15 protein-coding genes are annotated in these 21,485 nt (G+C 60.5%); 13 read left to right on the top strand and 2 right to left on the bottom strand.

Annotated elements, in window-relative coordinates; all coding sequences use genetic code 11:
• Window positions 1-122 precede the first annotated feature (122 nt).
• Complete coding sequence (locus BFQ04_RS02755) at window positions 123-2,057, bottom strand: BCCT family transporter (RefSeq protein ID WP_232790546.1); 1,935 nt, start codon at window positions 2,055-2,057, stop codon at window positions 123-125.
• A gap of 390 nt (window positions 2,058-2,447) precedes the next feature.
• Here BFQ04_RS02755 and betI point away from each other — a divergent pair, with 390 nt between their 5' ends.
• From betI to yccS, 12 genes are all read left to right on the top strand, one after another.
• Window positions 2,448-3,041 (top strand): transcriptional regulator BetI, encoded by a 594-nt coding sequence (gene betI, locus BFQ04_RS02750; RefSeq protein ID WP_010207128.1) that lies wholly within the window; start codon window positions 2,448-2,450, stop codon window positions 3,039-3,041.
• A gap of 110 nt (window positions 3,042-3,151) precedes the next feature.
• Window positions 3,152-4,624 (top strand): betaine-aldehyde dehydrogenase, encoded by a 1,473-nt coding sequence (gene betB / locus BFQ04_RS02745; protein WP_065949481.1) that lies wholly within the window; start codon window positions 3,152-3,154, stop codon window positions 4,622-4,624.
• A gap of 129 nt (window positions 4,625-4,753) precedes the next feature.
• Window positions 4,754-6,457 carry a choline dehydrogenase gene (betA, locus tag BFQ04_RS02740; RefSeq protein WP_065949480.1) on the top strand — a complete coding sequence of 568 codons (1,704 nt, stop codon included), beginning with the start codon at window positions 4,754-4,756 and terminating at the stop codon, window positions 6,455-6,457.
• A 212-nt stretch (window positions 6,458-6,669) separates the two neighbouring features.
• Entirely contained in the window at window positions 6,670-8,112 is a 1,443-nt protein-coding gene (locus BFQ04_RS02735) for a TldD/PmbA family protein (RefSeq protein WP_065949479.1), read from the top strand.
• Window positions 8,112-9,428, top strand: a complete 1,317-nt coding sequence (locus BFQ04_RS02730; protein ID WP_065949478.1) for a TldD/PmbA family protein — start codon at window positions 8,112-8,114, stop codon at window positions 9,426-9,428. The genes BFQ04_RS02735 and BFQ04_RS02730 overlap by 1 nt, the downstream gene beginning before the upstream one ends.
• Window positions 9,429-9,673: 245 nt before the next feature.
• Window positions 9,674-11,173, top strand: coding sequence for a hypothetical protein (locus BFQ04_RS02725; protein WP_139111891.1), 1,500 nt, complete (start codon window positions 9,674-9,676; stop codon window positions 11,171-11,173).
• A 76-nt stretch (window positions 11,174-11,249) separates the two neighbouring features.
• On the top strand, window positions 11,250-11,990 hold the full coding sequence (locus BFQ04_RS02720) for a hypothetical protein (protein ID WP_139111890.1): 741 nt from the start codon (window positions 11,250-11,252) through the stop codon (window positions 11,988-11,990).
• A 259-nt stretch (window positions 11,991-12,249) separates the two neighbouring features.
• Window positions 12,250-13,140: an alpha/beta fold hydrolase gene (locus tag BFQ04_RS02715; RefSeq protein WP_065949475.1), complete on the top strand. Its 891-nt coding sequence runs from the start codon at window positions 12,250-12,252 to the stop codon at window positions 13,138-13,140.
• Window positions 13,141-13,175: 35 nt separating this feature from the next.
• Window positions 13,176-14,603 (top strand): multidrug transporter subunit MdtD, encoded by a 1,428-nt coding sequence (mdtD, locus tag BFQ04_RS02710; RefSeq protein ID WP_065949474.1) that lies wholly within the window; start codon window positions 13,176-13,178, stop codon window positions 14,601-14,603.
• A 198-nt stretch (window positions 14,604-14,801) separates the two neighbouring features.
• The gene (gene dbpA, locus BFQ04_RS02705; protein WP_240995367.1) at window positions 14,802-16,139 is read left to right on the top strand and encodes an ATP-dependent RNA helicase DbpA; all 1,338 of its coding nucleotides are present in this window, start codon (window positions 14,802-14,804) and stop codon (window positions 16,137-16,139) included.
• A 161-nt stretch (window positions 16,140-16,300) separates the two neighbouring features.
• Window positions 16,301-17,479 carry an NAD(P)/FAD-dependent oxidoreductase gene (locus BFQ04_RS02700; protein ID WP_065949524.1) on the top strand — a complete coding sequence of 393 codons (1,179 nt, stop codon included), beginning with the start codon at window positions 16,301-16,303 and terminating at the stop codon, window positions 17,477-17,479.
• 234 nt (window positions 17,480-17,713) lie between these two features.
• Window positions 17,714-19,897: a YccS family putative transporter gene (gene yccS / locus BFQ04_RS02695; RefSeq protein WP_065949473.1), complete on the top strand. Its 2,184-nt coding sequence runs from the start codon at window positions 17,714-17,716 to the stop codon at window positions 19,895-19,897.
• A 95-nt stretch (window positions 19,898-19,992) separates the two neighbouring features.
• Here the strand turns inward: yccS and BFQ04_RS02690 are convergent, their stop codons facing one another.
• Complete coding sequence (locus tag BFQ04_RS02690) at window positions 19,993-20,730, bottom strand: substrate-binding periplasmic protein (protein ID WP_065949472.1); 738 nt, start codon at window positions 20,728-20,730, stop codon at window positions 19,993-19,995.
• Window positions 20,731-20,929: 199 nt separating this feature from the next.
• On the opposite strand from BFQ04_RS02690, the gene BFQ04_RS02685 reads away from it, so the two are divergent.
• The gene (locus tag BFQ04_RS02685) at window positions 20,930-21,382 is read left to right on the top strand and encodes a GNAT family N-acetyltransferase (RefSeq protein ID WP_065949471.1); all 453 of its coding nucleotides are present in this window, start codon (window positions 20,930-20,932) and stop codon (window positions 21,380-21,382) included.
• The last annotated feature ends 103 nt before the right edge of the window (window positions 21,383-21,485 follow it).

Here is a 21,485-nt window from a genome sequence, read left to right as displayed (position 1 = left end):
GGTGTGTCAGTCAGCACATCTGCCACTGATACACCGCATTCGCGAGCAAGCCCGCTCCCACATTTTGATCTATGTACGACATAAGAAAGCGGTGCCAGTGAGGGCGCCGCTCGTTTCAACTATCAGCTATAGACCCGGCCAAGGAGCTGCCGATGGCTTTCAAACTGATCGAGCACATCCCGGGTGATCTGCTCCTGGGTGAAGCCCATCAGGTCGTATTCCTGAGGCCCGTTGTGCAGGTAGACCTCGGCACGGTAGTAACGCGTGCGTTCTTCTTCAGGCAGATCATTGGGCGCCGAAGAATATGCATCCAGGCTGACTTCGTAGACAAACGGGTTGCCCTCCTCCATCTCGATCCGCACACCGATGCAGCGCTTGGATTTGCCCAGCAGCGTCTGCACTTCCAGCCCCTGCTCACGCAACGCCGTCGCGGCCTCTTCCAGTGCCGGCGTTACGTGCTTGTCCATGAAGCGTTGCACGGTGCCCTGGCTCGGTTGCAGGTCCAATGCGGTCAAACGCTCGCTGAAGCCGCGACGCCCGCGTTCAGCCAGTTGCGCCTGCTCCTGTTCGATCGCCACGTCCTGGCGCATGGCCTTGTGCAAACCGAACATAAAGAAGATCAGCACCACCGAGAACGGCAGCCCCGCCAGCACCACCATGGTCTGCATGGCTTCGAAGTTGCCGGCGAACAGCAGGCCGATGGTCACCAGGGTGATCACCGCCGACCAGAAGATGCGCAGCCAGTGCGGCGCATCTTCATCCACGTTGCCGCCGGTGCACGACAGGTTGGCCATCATCACCGCGCCGGAATCCGCCGGCGTCAGGAACAGCACGAAGCCCACGAAGATCGACACCCCGATGACGATCTTCGACGCCGGGTAATGCTCAAGCAACTGGTAGATCGCCATGGACGGCTGCTCCAGCGCGGTCTTGCCCAGCTCCACCGCGCCATGGTTCAGCACCAGGTCCAGCGCCGAGTTGCCGAAGATCGACAACCACGCCAGGGTGAAGCCCAGCGGGATCAGCAGCACGCCGGCCACCAGTTCACGCACGGTCCGCCCACGGGAAATACGCGCAATGAACATGCCCACGAAGGGCGCCCAGGAAATCCACCAGGCCCAGTAGAACAGGGTCCACAGGCCCATCCAGCGCTCGGTCTTGGCACCGTCGCCTTCATACACATACAGGTCGAAGGTCTTGAGCACGATACCGTTGAGGTAATCACCGGTGTTTTGCACCAGGCCGTTGAGCAAGTGCAGGGTGGGGCCGAACAGCAGCACGAAGATCAGCAACCCACTGAACAAGACGATGTTGAGGTTGGACAGGCGACGAATGCCGTTCTCCACGCCCGACACCGCAGCGATGGTCGCCACGGTGCTCATCACGATGATCACGATCAACAGGTTGGTGTTGCTGTGCGCCATGCCGAACAGGTTTTCCAGCCCCGACGACACCTGCATCGAGCCAATCCCCAGGTTGGTCACCAGGCCGAGCAAGGTCACGAACATGCCGAAACCGTCCACCGCGTGGCCGGCCGCGCCTTTTACCCAGCGCTCGCCCACCAGCGGGTACAGCGCCGAACGCAAGGCCAGCGGCTGATTATGGCGGTACGCGAAGTACGCCACGGCCAGGCCGACCAGCGCATAGATCGCCCAGCCATGCAGGCCCCAGTGCAGGAAGGTCAGTTGCAAGGCCTGACGTGCCGCGCCATTGCTGGCGGCCGCGCCTTCGGGCGGGTTGAAGTAATGATCCAGGGGCTCGGAGGCGCCGAAGTACAGCAGCGAAATGCCGATGCCCGACGAGAACAGCATCCCGGCCCAGGCGCCGTAGCTGAAGTCCGGCGTGTCGTCCTTGCTGCCCAGTTTCAACTTGCCATAGGACGAAAACGCCAGACCGACCACAAACACCAGGTAGGCGGCGATGACCACCATGTAGTACCAGCCGAAGCTTTTCGACAGCCAGGCCTGGGCGACGCCGAGCATGCGCCCGGCCTCCTGCGGGGCGATGATCAGAATGGCGGTCAACAACAGAATCAGCGCGGTGGAGGTGTAAAACACCCAACCGTTGACCCGCACCTTTTGCGGCGGGGTCTTTATAAGAGAGGCAGAACTCATGGCGCAGATGCTCCGGGCAGTGCGAGAGAGAAACACAAGGCAACGGTTATCCCGGGACATCGATTTTTCGGCAGTCGACGGACGGGTGTTATAAAGACATCCCGAAAATCCCGAACCCCGCCAAAGCGGGGCCCAGGCCCTGATACGGCCTGTTTCAGGGGTTTTAGCAGGTGTCAGAGGTCGCGGCTCCCAGGTAGGAAATATCTGTAGGCAGCGACCATTTGTCGCAGAGCTTATTCTTTGTTGATTGAACGTTCAATCAAAACAAAATAGACTGGCCCTCAAGCCGACGGACGTGGATCGCCTGTCGGCAGGCCAAAGGAGAGGTGCTACATGCCCAAGGTCGGTATGCAACCCATACGCCGCCAGCAGTTGATCGAAGCCACGCTGACGGCGATCGATCAGGTCGGGATGGGCGATGCGAGCATTGCGCTGATCGCCCGCTTGGCCGGCGTCTCGAACGGCATCATCAGTCACTACTTTCAGGACAAGAACGGCCTGATCGCCGCAACGATGCGGTACTTGATGAATGTGCTGATCGAGAACGTCCACGAACGCAGGCTTGCGTTGAAGGACGACAGCCCACGGGCGCACCTTCGGGTGATCATCGAGGGCAACTTCGACGCCAGCCAGGTCAACGGACCGGCAATGAAAACCTGGCTGGCCTTCTGGGCCACCAGCATGCATCACCCGTCATTGCACAGGTTGCAGCGGATCAACGATCAACGTCTGTATTCCAACCTGTGCTGCCAGTTCCGCCGAGTGCTGCCGCTGCCGCACGCACGCAAAGCAGCCAGAGGCCTGGCAGCCCTGATCGACGGTTTGTGGTTGCGCGGTGCCCTGTCGGGAGACGCTTTCGACACGGAACAGGCGCAGCGGATCGCTTACGAATACATGGATTTCCAATTGGCCAAGCAGGTGAGTTAGAGCACACATAACCGCTCAACCCCTGAACTGCTGCCGCAGAGTGTTGCCACACCCATATGGCTCACTTTTCGGCGGTTAACGCCAACCACTTATGCACTTGCGAGGACTTTATGGCCCGTTTCGAACTGCAAAAACTCTACATTGACGGCGGCTACAGCGACGCTGGCAGCGATGCCACCTTCGAAGCCATCAACCCGGCTAACGGTGAAGTTCTCGCCCAAGTGCAACGCGCCACGTTCGATGACGTTGAACGTGCCGTGGTCAGCGCCGAAAAAGGCCAGAAGATCTGGGCTGCGATGACCGCCATGGAGCGTTCGCGCATCCTGCGCCGCGCCGTCGACATCCTGCGCGAGCGCAACGATGAGCTGGCCGCCCTGGAAACCCTGGACACCGGCAAATCCTTCTCCGAAACCAAGTACGTCGACATCGTCACCGGCGCCGACGTGCTGGAATACTACGCAGGCCTGGTGCCGGCCATCGAAGGCGAGCAGATTCCGCTGCGCGATACCTCCTTCGTCTACACCCGCCGCGAGCCGCTGGGTGTGGTCGCCGGTATCGGCGCGTGGAACTACCCGATCCAGATCGCCCTGTGGAAATCCGCACCGGCCCTGGCCGCCGGTAACGCGATGATCTTCAAGCCCAGCGAAGTCACCTCGCTGACCACCCTGAAACTGGCCGAGATCTACACCGAAGCCGGCGTTCCGGCCGGTGTGTTCAACGTACTGACCGGCAGCGGCCGTGAAGTCGGCACCTGGCTGACCGAGCACCCGCGCATCGAGAAAGTCTCGTTCACCGGCGGCACCGACACCGGCAAGAAAGTCATGGCCAGCGCTTCGAGCTCGTCGCTCAAGGAAGTGACCATGGAACTGGGCGGCAAGTCCCCGCTGATCGTGTTCGAAGACGCCGACCTGGATCGTGCCGCCGACATCGCGATGATGGCCAACTTCTACAGCTCCGGCCAGGTCTGCACCAACGGCACTCGCGTGTTCGTGCCCAAGCACCTGCAAGCGGCGTTCGAAGCCAAGATTCTTGAACGTGTTGCGCGCATCCGTGTGGGCGACCCGCAGGACGACAATACCAACTTCGGCCCGCTGGTCAGCTTCGCCCACATGGAAAGCGTGCTGGGCTACATCGCCAAGGGCAAAGAGCAAGGCGCACGCCTGCTGTGCGGCGGCGATCGCCTGACCGACGGCGACCTGGCCAAAGGCGCTTTCGTGGCCCCGACGGTGTTCACCGACTGCACCGATGACATGACCATCGTGCGTGAAGAAATCTTTGGCCCGGTGATGAGCATCCTCACCTATGAAACCGAAGAAGAAGTGATCCGTCGCGCCAACGACACCGACTTCGGCCTGGCAGCCGGCCTGGTTACCAAGGACCTGAACCGCGCCCACCGCGTGATTCATCAACTGGAAGCGGGTATCTGCTGGATCAACGCCTGGGGCGAGTCCGACGCCAAGATGCCGGTCGGCGGCTACAAGCAATCGGGCGTGGGCCGTGAGAACGGGATCAGCTCGCTGAACAACTTCACGCGCATCAAGTCCGTGCAAGTCGAACTGGGTGAGTACGCATCAGTCTTCTGATGAGCCTTTAGCGGCAAGCTTCAAGCTGCAAGTAAAAGCAGTTGGCGTTTGCCGCATCTCTCATCCACACCGCTCGCTGCTTTTTCTTGCAGCTTGAAGCTTGGAGCGTGCAGCTCCCCCGGAGTACAGATGACTCAAGAATACGACTACATCATTGTTGGCGCAGGATCAGCAGGCAACACCCTTGCCACCCGTTTGACCGAAGACGAAGGCGTCACCGTCCTGTTGCTGGAAGCCGGTGGCCCGGACTACCGCCTCGACTTCCGTACCCAGATGCCGGCCGCCCTGGCCTTCCCGCTGCAAGGCCGCCGCTACAACTGGGCCTACGAGACCGATCCAGAGCCACACATGGACGGTCGCCGCATGGAGTGCGGTCGCGGCAAGGGCCTGGGGGGTTCTTCCCTGATCAACGGCATGTGCTACATCCGTGGTAATGCCATGGACTACGACAACTGGTCGAAGCTGCCGGGCCTGGAAGACTGGACGTACCTGGACTGCCTGCCGTATTTCCGCAAGGCCGAAACCCGCGACATCGGCCCCAACGACTACCACGGCGGCGACGGCCCGGTCAGCGTGACCACGCCCAAAGCCGGCAACAACCCGCTGTTCCACGCGATGGTTGAGGCTGGCGTACAAGCCGGTTACCCGCGTACCGAAGACTTGAACGGCTACCAGCAGGAAGGCTTCGGCCCGATGGACCGTACCGTCACGCCCAATGGCCGTCGCGCCAGCACCGCGCGCGGTTACCTGGACACGGCTAAAAAGCGTTCGACCCTGACCATCGTCACCCACGCCCTCACCGACAAAGTGCTGTTTGAAGGCAAGCGTGCGGTCGGCGTGCGTTACCTGATCGGCGCCGCTGAAGAGCGTGTTGAAGCCCGTGCACGTAAAGAAGTACTGGTGTGCAGCGGCGCAATCGCGTCGCCGCAACTGCTGCAACGCTCCGGCGTCGGCCCGGCCAGGCTGCTGGAAAGCCTCGACATCCCGGTGGTCCATGACCTGCCAGGCGTCGGCGAAAACCTGCAGGATCACCTTGAGCTGTACCTGCAATACGCCTGCACCCAGCCGGTGTCGCTGTACCCCTCGCTGCTCTGGTACAACCAGCCGGCCATTGGTGCCGAGTGGCTGTTCAACGGCACCGGTATCGGCGCCAGCAACCAGTTCGAGGCCGGCGGTTTTATCCGTTCGCGCCCGGAATTCGAATGGCCGAACATCCAGTACCACTTTCTGCCCGTCGCCATTAACTACAACGGCAGCAACGGCGTGAAAGAGCACGGCTTCCAGGCGCACATGGGTTCCATGCGTTCGCCGAGCCGTGGCCGCGTGCAACTGAAGTCGAAGAACCCACGGGACTACCCGAGCATCCTCTTCAACTACATGGCCACCGAACAGGACTGGCAGGAATTCCGTGACGGCATCCGCCTGACCCGTGAAATCATGCAACAGCCGGCGCTGGACCCGTACCGTGGCCGCGAAATCAGCCCAGGTATTGAAGTGCAAACCGATGAGCAGTTGGACCAGTTCATCCGCGAGCACGCCGAAACCGCGTTCCACCCGTCCTGCTCGTGCAAGATGGGCACCGACGAGATGGCGGTAGTGGATAACGAAGGCCGTGTGCATGGCATGCAGGGCCTACGTGTGGTGGATGCGTCGATCATGCCGATCATCACCACCGGCAACCTGAACGCACCAACGATCATGATCGCCGAGAAAATCGCCGACAAGATCCGTGGCCGCCAGCCACTGCCGCGCAGCACCGCCGACTACTACGTGGCCGGCGATGCGCCGGTGCGTAGCAAGCCGATGCGTGAAGTCGGGCCGACTGCGCAGTAACTGATACACCGCGGTGCCTGCATCGGGGGCAAGCCCCCTCCCACACTGACTGTATTCACACATTCAGATATGTAAATACAGTCAAATGTGGGAGGGGGCTTGCCCCCGATGAGGCCCGAACAAACAACACACAACCACCTCCCTTGATCAGCTCCCAGCCCCGGCCTACTCTGTTGGCCTGCCCGCGCTGAGCCGCCCACAAGGAAGGCCCCATGTTCGAACACCACGCCACGCTCAAGAAACACTTCAGTGCCCTGCGCACCAACGCCCAATTCTTCTCCCTGCGCTATGTCCGCGAATCCGGCCGGTACCTGTCGGTACGCAAGAACGTCGCCGAACCGCCCCACCTGAGCCATGACGAAGGCGCCATGCTCACCGTGCGCCTCAACGGCGTGGAAGCCTACGCCGCGACCAACGATATTTCCCTGGCCGGCCTGCAGGCGGCTCTCGAGCGCGCCGAACAGCAAGCCCGGCAGATCCTGCCCCACGCCCTGCTCGACCTGCGCGAGCAATCGGTCTCCAGTGACGTTGCCGACTACCTCTCGCCCGACTTCGACCGGCCCTTCCCCTCCCTGAGCGACTGCTACCAACTGCTCGGCGATGAGTCGGCTGCCGTGCCCAGGGATGAGCGCCTGGTGAGCTGGGACGTGAGTCTGGGCCAGACCACTGTCGAACAGATCTACCTCAACACGGCCGGCGCCCAATTGCGCCAGGCTCAGCGCTTTGTGTTCCCCGGCGTCAATGTCACGGCCTTTGATGGCAACGACAGCCAGACCCGCACCCTCGGCGGCAGCAACTTCGGCCAGCAAGGCGGATTTGACGTGATCAGCCGCTTCGGCCTGATCGGCGCCGCGCCGCGCGTGGCCGACGAGGCCCTGCAACTGCTGCTGGCACCGAACACGCCCCAGGGTCCGCGTGACCTGCTGCTGATGCCCGACCAGATGATCCTGCAGATCCACGAGTCCATCGGCCATCCGCTGGAGCTGGACCGCATCCTCGGCGACGAACGCAACTACGCCGGCACCAGCTTTGTGAAGGCCAGCGACTTCGGCCACCTGCAATACGGTTCACCGCTGCTCAACGTGACGTTCGACCCGGACATCCCCGAACAGCTTGCCAGCTACAGCCATGACGATGACGGCACCCGCGCCAGCAAGCAGTTCCTGATCCGCGAAGGTCTGCTGCTCAAGCCGCTGGGCGGCGCATTGTCGCAATTTCGCGCCAACCTGCCAGGCGTCGCCAACAGCCGCGCTTGCGGCTGGAACCGCCCGCCCATTGATCGCATGGCCAACTTGAATATCGAGCCCGGCGATAAAAACCTCGCGCAACTGGTGGGCGGTATTGAAAACGGCATCCTGATGAGCACCAACCGTTCGTGGTCCATCGACGATGCGCGCAACAAGTTCCAGTTCGGGTGTGAGTGGGGCCAGTTGATCGAAAACGGCGAACTCAAGGGTGTGGTGAAGAACCCCAACTACCGCGCCATTTCCGCACAGTTCTGGCGCAACCTCAGCGCGGTCGGCGATGCCAGCACCTTCAAGGTATTGGGCACGCCGAACTGCGGCAAGGGCGAGCCCAACCAGGTGATCCGTGTGGGCCATGCCTCACCGGCCTGTGTATTCAGTAACGTCGATGTATTCGGGGGAGACGCCTGATGAATAATTTCAAGGCACTGGTGGACTGGCTCAAGCAGGCCATCACCGACAAGGAGCAATTTCACCTCGGCTATGCGGATGAATCGTCAGCATTCGTGCGTTTCAACCACGCACAGGTGCGCCAGGCCGGCCAGGTGCAACAGGCCAGCCTGAACCTCAAGCTGATCAACGATGGTCGCCACGCCGACTTGGGCATCACCCTGTCCGGCGAACCGGATCTGGATCGCCAGCGACTGGCCGATGGCCTGCAGCAGCTGCGTGAAACCTTGCCGTTGCTGCCACCGGACCCGTATTTGTTGCTGAACCACAACGCCTGGCACAGCCACAACGAACAATTGCGGCCTCTGCCGGAGCTGGCCCAGGTGCTGCAAGACATCAGCCAGGCCGCCGAAGGTGTGGACCTGGTCGGGTTCTATGCCGCCGGTCCCATCACCCGTGGCTTCGCCAGCTCCGACGGCGCGTTCGGCTGGCACCAGGCCAATAGCTTCAACTTCGACTTCAGCCTGTTCCACGCCAATGGCGAAGCGGTCAAGGCCAGCTACGCCGGGCACACCTGGGACAGTACCGAGTTCGCCCGGCGCGTCCAACAGGCCCGCGACCAGCTCCATTTCCTGGGCCGACCGCTGCACCCCTTGGCGCCCGGACAGTACCGCGCCTACCTCGCTCCGGCGGCACTCGAAGAGATCATCAGCATCGTTACCTGGGGCGGTTTTTCCGCCCAGGCCATCGCCAGCAAAGGCAGCTCGTTGCAACGCCTGTATGCCGGCGAACAACACCTGAGCCCGCTGGTGACAGTCAGCGAGCAGATCAGCGGCTCACTGAGCCAGGCCTTTTCCCCGGAAGGCTACCCACGCAGCGATGTCAGGTTGATCAATACGGGCCGCGCCGACGGTCAACTGGTCAACTCGCGCAGCGCTGCCGAATATAGCCTCAGTGCCAACGGCGCCGGCAGCGACGAGTCCCCCAGCGCCCTGCAGATGGCCGCCGGCAACCTGGCACAGGCCGATATCCTCAAGCAATTGGGCACCGGGTTGTACATCAGCAACCTGTGGTACCTGAACTATTCCGACCTGCCGGCGGCGCGCCTGACCGGCATGACCCGCTTTGCCACGTTCTGGGTGGAAGACGGCGAGATCAAGGCACCGGTCAGCACCATGCGCTTTGATGACAGTGTGTACAGCCTGCTGGGCTCACAGCTGGAAGCGTTGACGGTTGAACGGGAACTGCTGCTGTCGGCCAGCACCTATGGGCAGCGCAATACATCCTCCAATTTGTTGCCCGGCGCTCTGGTCAAACGCCTGACCTTAACCCTTTAAACGTTTTCTCCTGCTCCGACCAGACACAGTGGCAGCTTCGGCTGCCATTGTTCATTCGCGATATCGGCCCTCTTCGACAATACGCAAAAAACGCTTACGCAGAGAATTCTCCTACATCAAAAAAATTGAAGATTATCTCTTGTCACAGACATCCCACTAAACGACAGGAACGGAAAAGTCAGACATTGCCACTGACGGTAGTGCCCCTACAAAGAGCGGCTTACTTTCATACCGGGACAGTTGAAATGCATTCGATAAATTCACACGTTGGACATCATTCACCTATCGCGTTCGGCTACCAGCACAGGAACGCTGCGACAAAACCAACACACTCAAACGTTCACACTCCTCCACCTACGAAGTTGCACATCGCCAACGCCCAGACAAACAATACAGCGCGTATTGATTTTTTGTCCAACAAGGACAAAGGCGAACCGCCCCGCGATATGTGGACGGGATTTTATGCCACTTATCATTGGGACCACCACGATGATTGGGCGGGGCCGATTAAAGCGGCCATGTCGGGGCTCGGCCAAAGCCCGCTGGGTATCTTTGATGAGGTGGCCCGAACTGAAAATGGATACAACATAACCATGAAGGACAACTTCAAACTTCATATCACCGACAAGGAACTGGCACTGGCCACTCACTATGCCAAGTTTTCCGGCACTGACGAAGGCATGCTAAAAGATGCACGCTTTCTATTCGCCGTCATGAATAAACGCCGTCACATTGATTATCACTATGACGTCCAACACATTGACTACTCCAATGACCTCAGAAAACGCAGCTTCAACGCGACGCTGCAAGCCTCTGATTACGGTACTCAGGGGCATCAAGCCTTGAAACTCCTGGGGCTTGGCACACAATTGAAACAGGTATGGTCTCAGGACGTTAAAAACGAAGTAGGCGTGCCGGCAACTAATCCCTTCCCCTACAGACGAGGCATGATAAGCGAAGGGTTTATGGACAGCTACGGCCAGAAGAAATCCGCTCCGAAATGGATAGAAAGCTTTATTGTCCTCAAGGAGCCGCATACCTCTATGCCTCCTCCGCTTGTGACCCCAAGCTCCCCACCGAAACCCCGCACCTTCACGCTTGAGCCCCTCCCCAACAGCAATCCTGAGGCACTTGGCGAACTCCCGGATCTGTCCAAAAAAAGAAATGGACAAAAACCGGATGACCCCATGTTGGGCTTCTATACGACAAGACCTTATATGTTTGAAGGTGAGACCTCAACTCACGCAGATGTCATAAAACTATTAATGAACACGTTCGGGCAAAGCCCTACCGATGTCTTTTCAAGCGTAAAATATGCAGACAATGTTTACGCCATCACCTTCAGAGACGGCGTTGAGGTAAAACTGTCGCGGGACGAACTTGAGCTGGCAGAAGATAACTCGCGATTCACGGGCAATGATGATGGGTTGCTCCAAGATGCAAATTTCATTTTTGCCGCGTACATTAAACGCCAACAACTTCAACCTCCAGAACCTGGCTTTGGCCTCAGTTTCGAGGCAGCGCTGGAACGCAACCTGACGGGCCGAACAGTAAAAAGCGTTTTGGAAGGTATGGGTGTCACCCACTCTATCAAATACGTAGAACGGGCCGGCGATGCCGATGGCATGGTATTGTTAAGTGCCGGTAATGCCGGCGGCCTATTTAAGGACGGCGCACTCGCCAAAGAAGGTCAATACCACTCGGAGGATGGCGCCACGCAAAAACAAGGCTATCAACTCGTGTAACAACGACCCGGCATTATTATAATCCTGCACCTCAAGCGCACCACCGCCATAGTTTCTTCCCCATGATAATCACCTGATGAACGGCCTACCTATGCACATCGGAACAGCTCTATACCCTGCTGCAACTTTCTCCACACCTTATGATAATCACAGGATAAACGACCGCCATATAGAAAACGGTGTATTCAATCCGGGCTACACGGAAGGAAAACCGCCACCAAACGTGCGTTCCACTACTGTTTCGGGTATTCGACCGAAAAACATATGGAAGGATTTCTTTCAGGTGAGCGAAGGCAACTGCGTCACCGTTTCTGCAATCAAAGCGGCGATGGCCAAATACGGCAATCACCCAGAAGGTATTTACAAGAACATAATCCGATCAGATGAGGGATTCGACATCACCATGAGAGACGGCGTAAAGGTCTTCCTCACTCATGAAGAATTGGGGCAGGCCATGGACAGTGCAGGCTTCGCCGGCAAGGGTAAGGTCTTGCGACATGCCATTTTTTTGTATGCCGCCAGTGCAAAGCGAGCGCAAAACGAAAACAATGACGGCAGGGCCAAGCAAAGTTTTGAAGCCGCCATGCGTACATTAAATGACGGCGAACACCCTGGCGAAGCACTCACCCGCCTGGGGCTAAAAAACCATATGCGCAGGGGGACTGTTGAGGAATTGAAAAACGGCGCGATAGGTACACTTGCCGATTCCGTCCATTCGGTCGCTGTCGTCGACGCTCATATAGACCTGTGGAGTATTAAAAGGGTGCTGGCTGGCTCAACATGGGAAAAAGCACCTGACGTATTGGTCCTGGATTGAACATCCGCTTTTTTCACACGTTGCCCCAAAAAAAGACGCTGCCAAAGCCAATGCCCCTGCTCCTTGGGGCATTGCGCTTTACCAACCAAGCTTTTCACCTCTTCCTGCCGCCAATACCCAACTGACCGTTTTGAATGCACCGTTAGTTGTCGCGTGCAAAAAACCTCGTTATAACGACTAATGGCATCCCGCCACCCCACCCGCGTGCCCGCACGTGATGCATGACCTTGCCAGGTAAACGGCAAGCTGGAGCGTTGACATGAACCATGGAAGTTTTGTCATTGAAAGGCCGTTCAAGCACTACAACGTTCACGTAGAGCAGCTCGGTAACAACCCGGAAAGAAAAACCGTGTTGATGGTCAACGGTGCACTGTCCACCACCCGCTCCTTTGCCCGCACCAGCAAATGCCTGGCCGAGCATTTCAATGTACTGCTGTTCGACCTGCCTTTCTCCGGCTACTCGCGTGAATACAACACCGACCTGGAACTGGTGACCAAGGACGACGAAGTACAGATATTGCGGGCGCTGGTGGAGCGTTTTGCGGTCAACCATCTGGTCTCGGCCTCCTGGGGTGGCATCTCCACATTGCTGACCCTGGCGCATAACCCACCGTCCATCGAAAGCTCGGTGGTGATGGCCCTGGCGCCCAACCTCAACCAGGCGATGCTTGAGTATGTGGAGCGTGTACGCGTACTGATCGAGGCCGATGACAAATCCGCCGTGGGCCACCTGCTCAACGAGACAGTCGGCAAATACCTGTCGCCGCGCCTCAAGCGCAACAACCACCGCCACCTGTCGACCATGGCCACCACCGAATATCGCCAGGCGCGTTTTCATATCCACCAGGTCTTGGCACTGGGCGATGGCAACTATTTGCCCGCACTCCGGCAAATTGACACGCCGGTGCACTTTATCAACGGTACGCTGGACGAATACACCCCTGCCGCCGAAGCCCGGTTGTTCGGCGATTACGTGGGACGCAGCAGTTTCGCCGTGGCCGAACACACCGGCCATTTGCTCGACCTGGAATCACGCGAGGCGGCGCTGGCGGTGCATCGTGCCTTGCTGGATTTTCTGGTGGGCGAGCACGCCGCGTTGTCGGATATAGACGAACCGCTAGTGGGAAAAACGGCGACGAATGGCGCATAATCGCCGACACATAGCCTGCTAACAAAAGGGTTCCCATGCCGAATCGTGCCCCTCTCGACGCCAAGACCGCCCGCTGGCTGCCCTGGGTGGTCGCGATTGCCTTCTTCATGCAGTCGCTGGACGGGACGATCCTCAACACGGCGCTGCCGGCCATGGCCCGGGACCTGGCGGAAAACCCGCTGCGCATGCAGGGCGTGGTGATTGCCTACATGCTCACCGTCGCCTTGCTGATCCCCGCATCGGGCTGGATCGCCGACCGCTTCGGCACCAAGAAAATCTTCTTTGGCGCGATCCTGCTGTTCAGCATCGGCTCATTGTTGTGCGCCTTGTCCAGCAGCTTGAGCATGCTGGTGGGTGCACGGGTGATCCAGGGCCTGGGGGGTGCGCTGATGCTGCCGGTCGGGCGCCTGGTGGTACTGCGCGCCTATCCGCGTTCCGAGCTGGTGCGCATCATGGGTTTCATTACCATCCCCGGACTGCTCGGCCCGCTGCTCGGCCCGACCCTGGGCGGCTGGATGGTGCAATACCTGACCTGGCACTGGATCTTCCTGATCAACCTGCCGGTGGGCATGATCGGCTGCTACGCGGTGTGGAAGTTCATCCCCGACCTGCGCGGCAGCGAGCGCACGCGCTTCGATAGCCTCGGCTTCCTGCTGTTCGGCGCGGCGATGGTGCTGATCACCATCGCCATGGAGGGCCTGGGCGAACTGCACCTGCCGCACCTGCGGGTGATGTTGCTGCTGTTCGGCGGGCTGGCGTGCCTGGCGGCGTATTGGCTGCGCGCCGGGCATATCGACAACGCACTGTTCTCGCCGGTGCTGTTCAAGACCCGCACCTTTGCCGTGGGCATCCTCGGTAACCTGTTCGCCCGCCTGGGCAGCGGTGCGCTGCCGTTCCTGGTGCCGCTGCTGTTGCAGGTGGCGCTGGGTTATTCGCCGTCACAAGCCGGCATGAGCATGCTGCCGCTGGCGGCGGCGGCGATGTTTGCCAAGTCCATCGCCCGGCCGCTGATCGAGCGCCTGGGTTATCGCGTGGTGCTCACCGGCAACACCCTGGCCCTGGGCGCCATGCTGGCGAGCATGGGCCTGGTCAGCGAGCAAACCCCTTATCCGCTGCTGCTGGGGATGCTGGCGGTGCTCGGCGCAATCAACTCCCTGCAATTCACGGCGATGAACACCGTCACCCTGATCGACCTCGACGACGCCCAGGCCAGCAGCGGCAACAGTTTGCTGTCGGTGGTGGCACAACTGTCCCTGAGCCTGGGCGTGGCCTGCGCCGGTGCCCTGCTCGGCGGGTTCACCCTGGAGACCGGCAACGATGGGGTGAACACGGTGCTCGGCGCGTTCCAGCTGACGTTCCTCACCGTGGGCATCATGGCCATGCTGGCGGCGGCGATCTTCCTGCAACTGTCGCCAAAAGACGGTAAACGCGTGATCAGCCGCGAGCATGACCTGGAGCATTGAAGCAGTGGCAAGCTTCACGTTGTAAGCTTCAAGCTTGCGGCTTGCGGCTGATAACTTGCCGCTGGCCCCCTACGCCTCGTCGAGAACATACAAAGAAACCCAAGGGGGCCTGCTACACTGCGCGACATTTTGTTTTGCAGAGCCAGTCCCGTGACCACCATCGCCACCGCTTTTAATACTTTGCCCCTGTCCGCCGCCATGCTGGCTAACCTCGACTCGCTGGGTTATGTCGAGATGACGCAGATCCAGGCGCAGAGCTTGCCGGTGATCCTCAAGGGGCTGGACCTGATTGCCCAGGCCAAGACCGGCAGCGGCAAGACCGCCGCCTTCGGTATCGGCCTGCTGAACCCGATCAACCCGCGCTATTTCGGGTGCCAGGCCCTGGTGATGTGCCCGACCCGCGAGCTGGCCGACCAGGTGGCCAAGGAAATCCGTCGCCTGGCCCGCGCCGAAGACAACATCAAGGTGCTGACCCTGTGCGGCGGCGTGTCCCTCGGCCCGCAGATCGCCTCCCTTGAGCACGGTGCCCACGTGATCGTCGGCACCCCGGGCCGCATCCAGCAGCACCTGCGCAAAGGTTCGCTGGTACTGGACGGCTTGAACACGCTGATCCTCGACGAAGCCGACCGCATGCTCGACATGGGTTTCTACGACGCCATCGAAGACATCATCAGCAAGACCCCGGCACGCCGCCAGACCCTGCTGTTCTCGGCCACCTACCCGGTGAGCATCAAGCAACTGGCCTCCAAGTTCATGCGCGCGCCGCAGCAAGTGAAGGCCGAAGCGTTCCACTCCGACGATCAGATCGAACAGCGGTTCTACGAGATCTCGCCGGAAGAGCGCATGGACGCCGTGACCAAGGTGCTGGCGCATTTCCGCCCGGCGTCGTGCGTGGCGTTCTGCTTTACCAAGCAGCAAGTGCAGGAAACCGTGGATCACCTGACGTCCAAGGGCATTTCCGCCGTCGGCCTGCACGGTGACCTGGAGCAACGCGACCGTGACCAGGTACTGGCCATGTTCGCCAACCGCAGCACCTCGGTGCTGGTGGCCACCGACGTGGCCGCCCGTGGCCTGGACATCGACTCGCTGGACATGGTGATCAACGTCGAACTGGCCCGCGACTCGGAAATCCACATTCACCGTGTTGGCCGTACCGGTCGCGCGGGTGAGACCGGCCTCGCCATCAGCCTGGTGGCGCCGTCCGAAGCGCACCGCGCCCAGGCCATCGAGCAACTGCAGAAGTCGCCGCTGAACTGGGATCAACTGGACAACCTCAAGCCGCAGAGCGGTGGCCCGCTGCTGCCGGTGATGAGCACGCTGTGCATCGCTGCCGGCCGCAAGGACAAGGTTCGCCCAGGCGACATCCTCGGCGCGCTGACGGGTGACGCCGGCATCCCGGGTGCCCAGGTCGGCAAGATCGCGATCTTTGACTTCCAGGCCTTCGTGGCCGTGGAACGCGGCATCGCCAAGCAGGCGCTGCAGCGTTTGAACGACGGCAAGATCAAAGGCCGTTCGTTGCGCGTGCGTATCCTGTAACACGACCGTTGATCCAATGAAGATCCAATGTGGGAGGGGGCTTGCCCCCGATGGCGGTGTGTCAGTCAGTCCATCTGTTACTGATACACCGCCATCGGGGGCAAGCGCCCTCCCACAGTTTTGATGACATTTCAGCTGAATATTTGTATGAGGACATGGTTTTGCGCTCGACCGAAGTTGTGATCATTGGCGCCGGCGCCGCCGGCTTGATGTGCGCACTGACCGCCGCCGGGCGCGGGCGCAAGGTGATGCTGATCGACCATGCGAACAAGGCCGGCAAAAAGATCCTGATGTCCGGCGGTGGCCGCTGCAACTTCACCAATCTGTACACCGAGCCGGCCAACTTCCTCTCGCACAACGCGCACTTCTGCAAGTCGGCCCTGGCGCGCTACACCCAGTGGGATTTCATCGGCTTGGTGGCCAAGCACGGCGTGCCGTACCACGAAAAGAAACTCGGCCAGCTGTTCTGCGATAACAAGTCCAGCGACATCCTCGGCATGCTCCTCGATGAATGCATCCAGACCGGCGTGAGCCTGCACCTGGACACGTCCATCCAGGCAATCGCCAGGCTCGACAGCGGCTATCAGTTGCACACCACCTTGGGCGAGCTGCACTGCGAGTCACTGGTGATTGCCACCGGCGGCTTGTCGATACCGACCCTGGGCGCCACCGGTTTCGGTTATCAAGTGGCCAGGCAATTCGGCCATGAACTGCTGCCGACCCGCGCGGGGTTGGTGCCGTTCACCATCACCGACCAGCTCAAGGACCTGTGCGGCGAGCTGTCCGGCACCTCGGTGGATTGCCTGGTCAGCTGCAACGGCCAGAGCTTTCGCGAGAACATTCTGTTCACCCACCGTGGCCTGAGCGGGCCGGCGATCCTGCAGGTTTCCTCCTACTGGGAACCCGGCGACACGGTCCACATCAACCTGCTGCCCGACCACGACGCCCACGCGTGGCTGCAACAGCAACAGGCCGAGCGTCCCAACAGCGAGTTGAAGACACTGCTGGGCGAGATCTTCACCAAGAAGATGGCCAACCTGCTGGCGGACACCTGGTTCGCGTCCAAGCCGATGAAGCAGTACACCCATGCCGAAATCGCCGAGATCGCCGAGAAGCTCGGCAACTGGCAACTGGTACCGGCGGGCACCGAGGGCTATCGCACGGCCGAGGTAACATTAGGTGGGGTCGATACGCGGGAAGTGTCGTCCAAGACCATGGAATCGCTGAAAAGCCCAGGGTTGTACTTTATCGGCGAAGTGCTGGATGTGACCGGCCACCTGGGTGGGTTCAACTTTCAGTGGGCGTGGGCATCGGGTTACGCAGCCGCGCAATATGTCTGAAGGGTGTACTCGGTCAAATGTGGGAGGGGGCTTGCCCCCGATGGCGGTGTCTCAGTCAACTGATGGGCCGGCTGACATACTGCTATCGGGGGCAAGCCCCCTCCCACATTGACTGCATTCCACATTGAGAATGGGTGTGCGGGAATAATTTTCTGTTGGATGTGATCACCACCCTTGCCGTGGCGTCCTTGATAGCTCAATTTAGCGACAACGTCCCGGAAGACTCCAGACTTCATGTCATCGACCTCGTTCAAGCAGTCCCTGCGGCGCCTGTGGGCACTAGATAAATTCAGCTACAGCATTCGGGTGTTCATCGCCCTGACCGGCAGCATGGCGCTGTGCTGGTATCAGGATGAAATGACATTGTTGATCCCGCTGTTCCTGGGGATTATCGCCAGCGCCCTGGCCGAGACCGATGACAGTTGGCAAGGCCGTCTCAACGCCCTGGCGGTGACGCTGGTGTGTTTCAGCATCGCCGCGCTGTCGGTGGAGCTGTTGTTTCCCTACCCCTGGATTTTCGCGGCCTCCCTGGCCCTGGCCACGTTCGGCCTGACCATGCTCGGCGCGCTCGGCGAACGCTATGGCGCGATTGCCTCGGCGACCTTGATCCTGTCGGTCTACACCATGATCGGCGTGGACCAGCGCGGCGGTGCCGTCAGTGATTTCTGGCACGAGCCGTTGCTGCTGGTAGCGGGCGCGGCCTGGTACGGCGTGCTGTCGGTGCTGTGGCAGGCGCTGTTTTCCAACCAGCCGGTGCAGCAGAGCCTGGCGCGGTTGTTCCGCGAGCTGGGGCGTTATCTGAAGCTCAAATCGTCATTGTTCGAGCCGATCCGCCAACTGGATGTGGAAGCACGCCGCCTGGAGCTGGCCCAGCAGAATGGCCGGGTGGTCGCAGCGTTGAACGCGGCCAAGGAAATCATCCTGCACCGCGTCGGCAATGGCCGGCCGGGCTCGAAGGTCAGCCGCTACCTGAAGCTGTACTTCCTGGCCCAGGACATCCACGAGCGCGCCAGTTCCTCCCACTACCCTTATAACGCGCTGGCCGAAGCGTTTTTCCACAGCGACGTGCTGTTCCGCTGCCAGCGCCTGCTGCGCCAGCAAGGCAAGGCCTGCCAGGCCCTGGCCGAGTCGATCCAACTGCGCCAGCCGTTTATTTATGACGACAGTTTTGCCGAAGCCCTGGGCGATTTGAACGCCTCCCTGGAACACCTGCGCATCCAGAGCAACCCGGCCTGGCGCGGCTTGCTGCGCTCGTTGCGCGCCCTGGCCGCCAACCTGTCGACCCTCGACCGTCTGCTCGGCGACGCAAGCAACCCCGACGCCCTGGCCGACGCCACCGACAGCAACCTGCTGGACCGCGCCCCACGCAACCTCAAGGAAATGTGGACGCGCCTGCGCACCCAGCTCACGCCCACCTCGCTGCTGTTTCGCCATGCCTTGCGCCTGTCCCTGGCATTGACCGTCGGCTACGCCACCCTGCATGCCATCCACGCCTCCCAGGGTTACTGGATCATCCTCACCACGCTGTTTGTCTGCCAACCCAACTACGGTGCGACGCGCCGCAAGCTCGGCCAGCGGATCATCGGCACCGCCATCGGCCTGACCGTGGCCTGGGCGCTGTTCGACCTGTTCCCGAGCCCGGTGGTGCAGTCAATGTTCGCCATCGCCGCCGGCCTGGTGTTCTTTATCAACCGCACCACGCGCTACACCCTGGCCACGGCGGCGATCACCCTGATGGTGCTGTTCTGTTTCAACCAGGTGGGCGATGGCTACGGACTGTTCCTGCCACGCCTGTTCGATACCTTGCTCGGCAGCCTGATCGCGGGCCTGGCGGTGTTCCTGTTCCTGCCGGACTGGCAAGGCCGACGCCTGAACAAAGTGCTGGCCAACACCCTGACCTGCAACAGCATCTACCTGCGCCAGATCATGCAGCAATACGCCGCCGGCAAGAGCGACGACCTGGCTTACCGCCTGGCCCGTCGCAACGCACACAACGCCGATGCGGCGCTGTCCACCACCCTGGCGAATATGCTGATGGAGCCTGGGCACTTTCGTAAGGAGGCCGACGTAGGCTTCCGCTTCCTGGTGCTGTCGCACACCCTGCTCAGCTATTTGTCGGGCCTTGGCGCGCATCGCGACACCCAACTGCCGGCCGACGTGCGCCAGCAGTTGATCGAAGGCGCGGGCAACAGCCTGGCGGCGAGCATTGATGAGATAGCCACGGGGTTGGCGAACAAACAGCCGATTGCGATCCAGAGCGATGACGAGGAAGCAATGGCCGCGCAGCTTGAGCAGATGCCGGATGAGATCGACGAGGGGCAGCGCCTGGTGCAGACGCAATTGGCCTTGATTTGTCGGCAGTTGGGGCCGTTGCGTACGTTGGCGACGCACCTGATCAAAGATACCCGCGCCGCTTAAACCGCTATCGGGGGCAAGCCCCCTCCCACACTTTTGAGTGGTGAACACAGTCAAATGTGGGAGGGGGCTTGCCCCCGATGAGGCCCGCACAGGCGCTACATCCCATGGGCCCTCATCAACTTCGCATAACTGCCATCCGCCTTCATCCTGGCGATCTCCCGATCAAAGCCGGCCACGATCTGCGCATGCTCGGGGTTCTTCAGGCTGACCAGGATATGCAGGCTGTTCTCGCTCAGCGGCTCGCCCATGAATTCCACGGCGCTGCGCACCCTGGGCGACTCGCGTGCCAGGTAGTAGCGCGCCACGAACTCATCCTCCACGGTCAGGCGCACACGTTTTGCCGCCAGCATCCGCACGGCCATGGCAAAGTTATGCACCGGCACTTTCTGTAACTGCGCATCCTGGTCGAACGCCGCCGAATAGGCGTAACCACGCACCACGGCGATGCTTTCGCCGTGCAACTGTTGCAAGTCCTGATAATCGACAGGGTCGTCGCGGCGCTTGATAAAGCGCACACGGTTGACCAGATATTGCGCGGAAAACTCACCCAACTGCGTGCGGTCATCGTTGTACCAGGCGTTGATCAGCACATCGTAGCGCCCATCGCCTATCCCCTTGAGCGCGCGCGCCCAAGGCACCTGCTCAAAATCACTCGCGTACCCGGCCCGAGCCAGCGCGGTGCTGACAATATCCGTAGCCAGCCCACCGTTGACCAGCGTGACATCGGTAAACGGAGGCCAACCGTCCGCCACCAGGCGCAAACGCTGCGCCAATACCGGTTGAGCCAGCAACAACACTGCAATCAAAGCAACGGCACGAGACAATCGCGGCATGCTTAAAATCCTTGGCGGGCAGGCGATGGCCTGATAACAGTAGCTCATCAATGAGCCTGCATTGCTTATTACACAAAGAAGTCAGGCATGCATGCACTGAATGATGGCAAATTGACGCCATTCACAAAATGGCCGCTTTTGGACAGCCGCGCCCATCGCACTTACTATCCCTGCCAAGCCTTCGACAAGAGCGCACATCATGACGGTTGATTGGGTCTGCAAGCATCACGACGATCTGGGCAAGGAACAGCTGTACGCCATCCTGCGCCTGCGCAGCGAGGTGTTCGTGGTTGAGCAACAGTGTGTTTACCAGGACATCGACGGGCAGGACCTGTCCGGCGATACCCGCCACCTGATGGCCTGGAAAGAGGATGAGCTGGTGGCCTATCTGCGGCTGCTGGACCCGGAGTCACAGGGCGGCGATGTGGTGATTGGCCGGGTGATCGTTGCGCCGTCGGCGCGCGGCACCGGGCTGGGGCATTTGATGATGATCGAGGCACTTGGGCAGGTTGAAAAAATTTGGCCGGACACGCCGGTATTTTTGTCGGCCCAGGCGCATTTGCAGGGGTATTACGGGCGGTATGGGTTTGTGGTGGAGGGTGAGGAATATCTGGAGGACGATATTCCACATATTGGTATGCGCCGGGCTTGAGGGCCTCATCGGGGGCAAGCCCCCTCCCGCACTGTTGATTTGTGAACACCGTCAAAATGTGGGAGGGGGCTTGCCCCCGATGTCGCCAGTCCAGCCAGCCCCT

Source organism: Pseudomonas sp. 37 R 15 (assembly GCF_900004865.1).
Taxonomy (GTDB): domain Bacteria; phylum Pseudomonadota; class Gammaproteobacteria; order Pseudomonadales; family Pseudomonadaceae; genus Aquipseudomonas; species Aquipseudomonas fluorescens_AM.
The sequence above is the reverse complement of the archived record's forward strand: the minus strand, read 5'-3'. Positions and strand labels throughout refer to the sequence as shown.

Coding starts and splice junctions, on each gene's coding strand:
- BFQ04_RS02725 (WP_139111891.1), top strand. CDS start 9,674: ATGCATTCGATAAATTCACACGTTGGACATCATTCACCTATCGCGTTC.
- BFQ04_RS02730 (WP_065949478.1), top strand. CDS start 8,112: ATGAATAATTTCAAGGCACTGGTGGACTGGCTCAAGCAGGCCATCACC.
- BFQ04_RS02685 (WP_065949471.1), top strand. CDS start 20,930: ATGACGGTTGATTGGGTCTGCAAGCATCACGACGATCTGGGCAAGGAA.
- betB (WP_065949481.1), top strand. CDS start 3,152: ATGGCCCGTTTCGAACTGCAAAAACTCTACATTGACGGCGGCTACAGC.
- mdtD (WP_065949474.1), top strand. CDS start 13,176: ATGCCGAATCGTGCCCCTCTCGACGCCAAGACCGCCCGCTGGCTGCCC.
- dbpA (WP_240995367.1), top strand. CDS start 14,802: ATGCTGGCTAACCTCGACTCGCTGGGTTATGTCGAGATGACGCAGATC.
- BFQ04_RS02720 (WP_139111890.1), top strand. CDS start 11,250: ATGAACGGCCTACCTATGCACATCGGAACAGCTCTATACCCTGCTGCA.
- BFQ04_RS02735 (WP_065949479.1), top strand. CDS start 6,670: ATGTTCGAACACCACGCCACGCTCAAGAAACACTTCAGTGCCCTGCGC.
- betI (WP_010207128.1), top strand. CDS start 2,448: ATGCCCAAGGTCGGTATGCAACCCATACGCCGCCAGCAGTTGATCGAA.
- BFQ04_RS02715 (WP_065949475.1), top strand. CDS start 12,250: ATGAACCATGGAAGTTTTGTCATTGAAAGGCCGTTCAAGCACTACAAC.
- betA (WP_065949480.1), top strand. CDS start 4,754: ATGACTCAAGAATACGACTACATCATTGTTGGCGCAGGATCAGCAGGC.
- yccS (WP_065949473.1), top strand. CDS start 17,714: ATGTCATCGACCTCGTTCAAGCAGTCCCTGCGGCGCCTGTGGGCACTA.
- BFQ04_RS02690 (WP_065949472.1), bottom strand. CDS start 20,730: ATGCCGCGATTGTCTCGTGCCGTTGCTTTGATTGCAGTGTTGTTGCTG.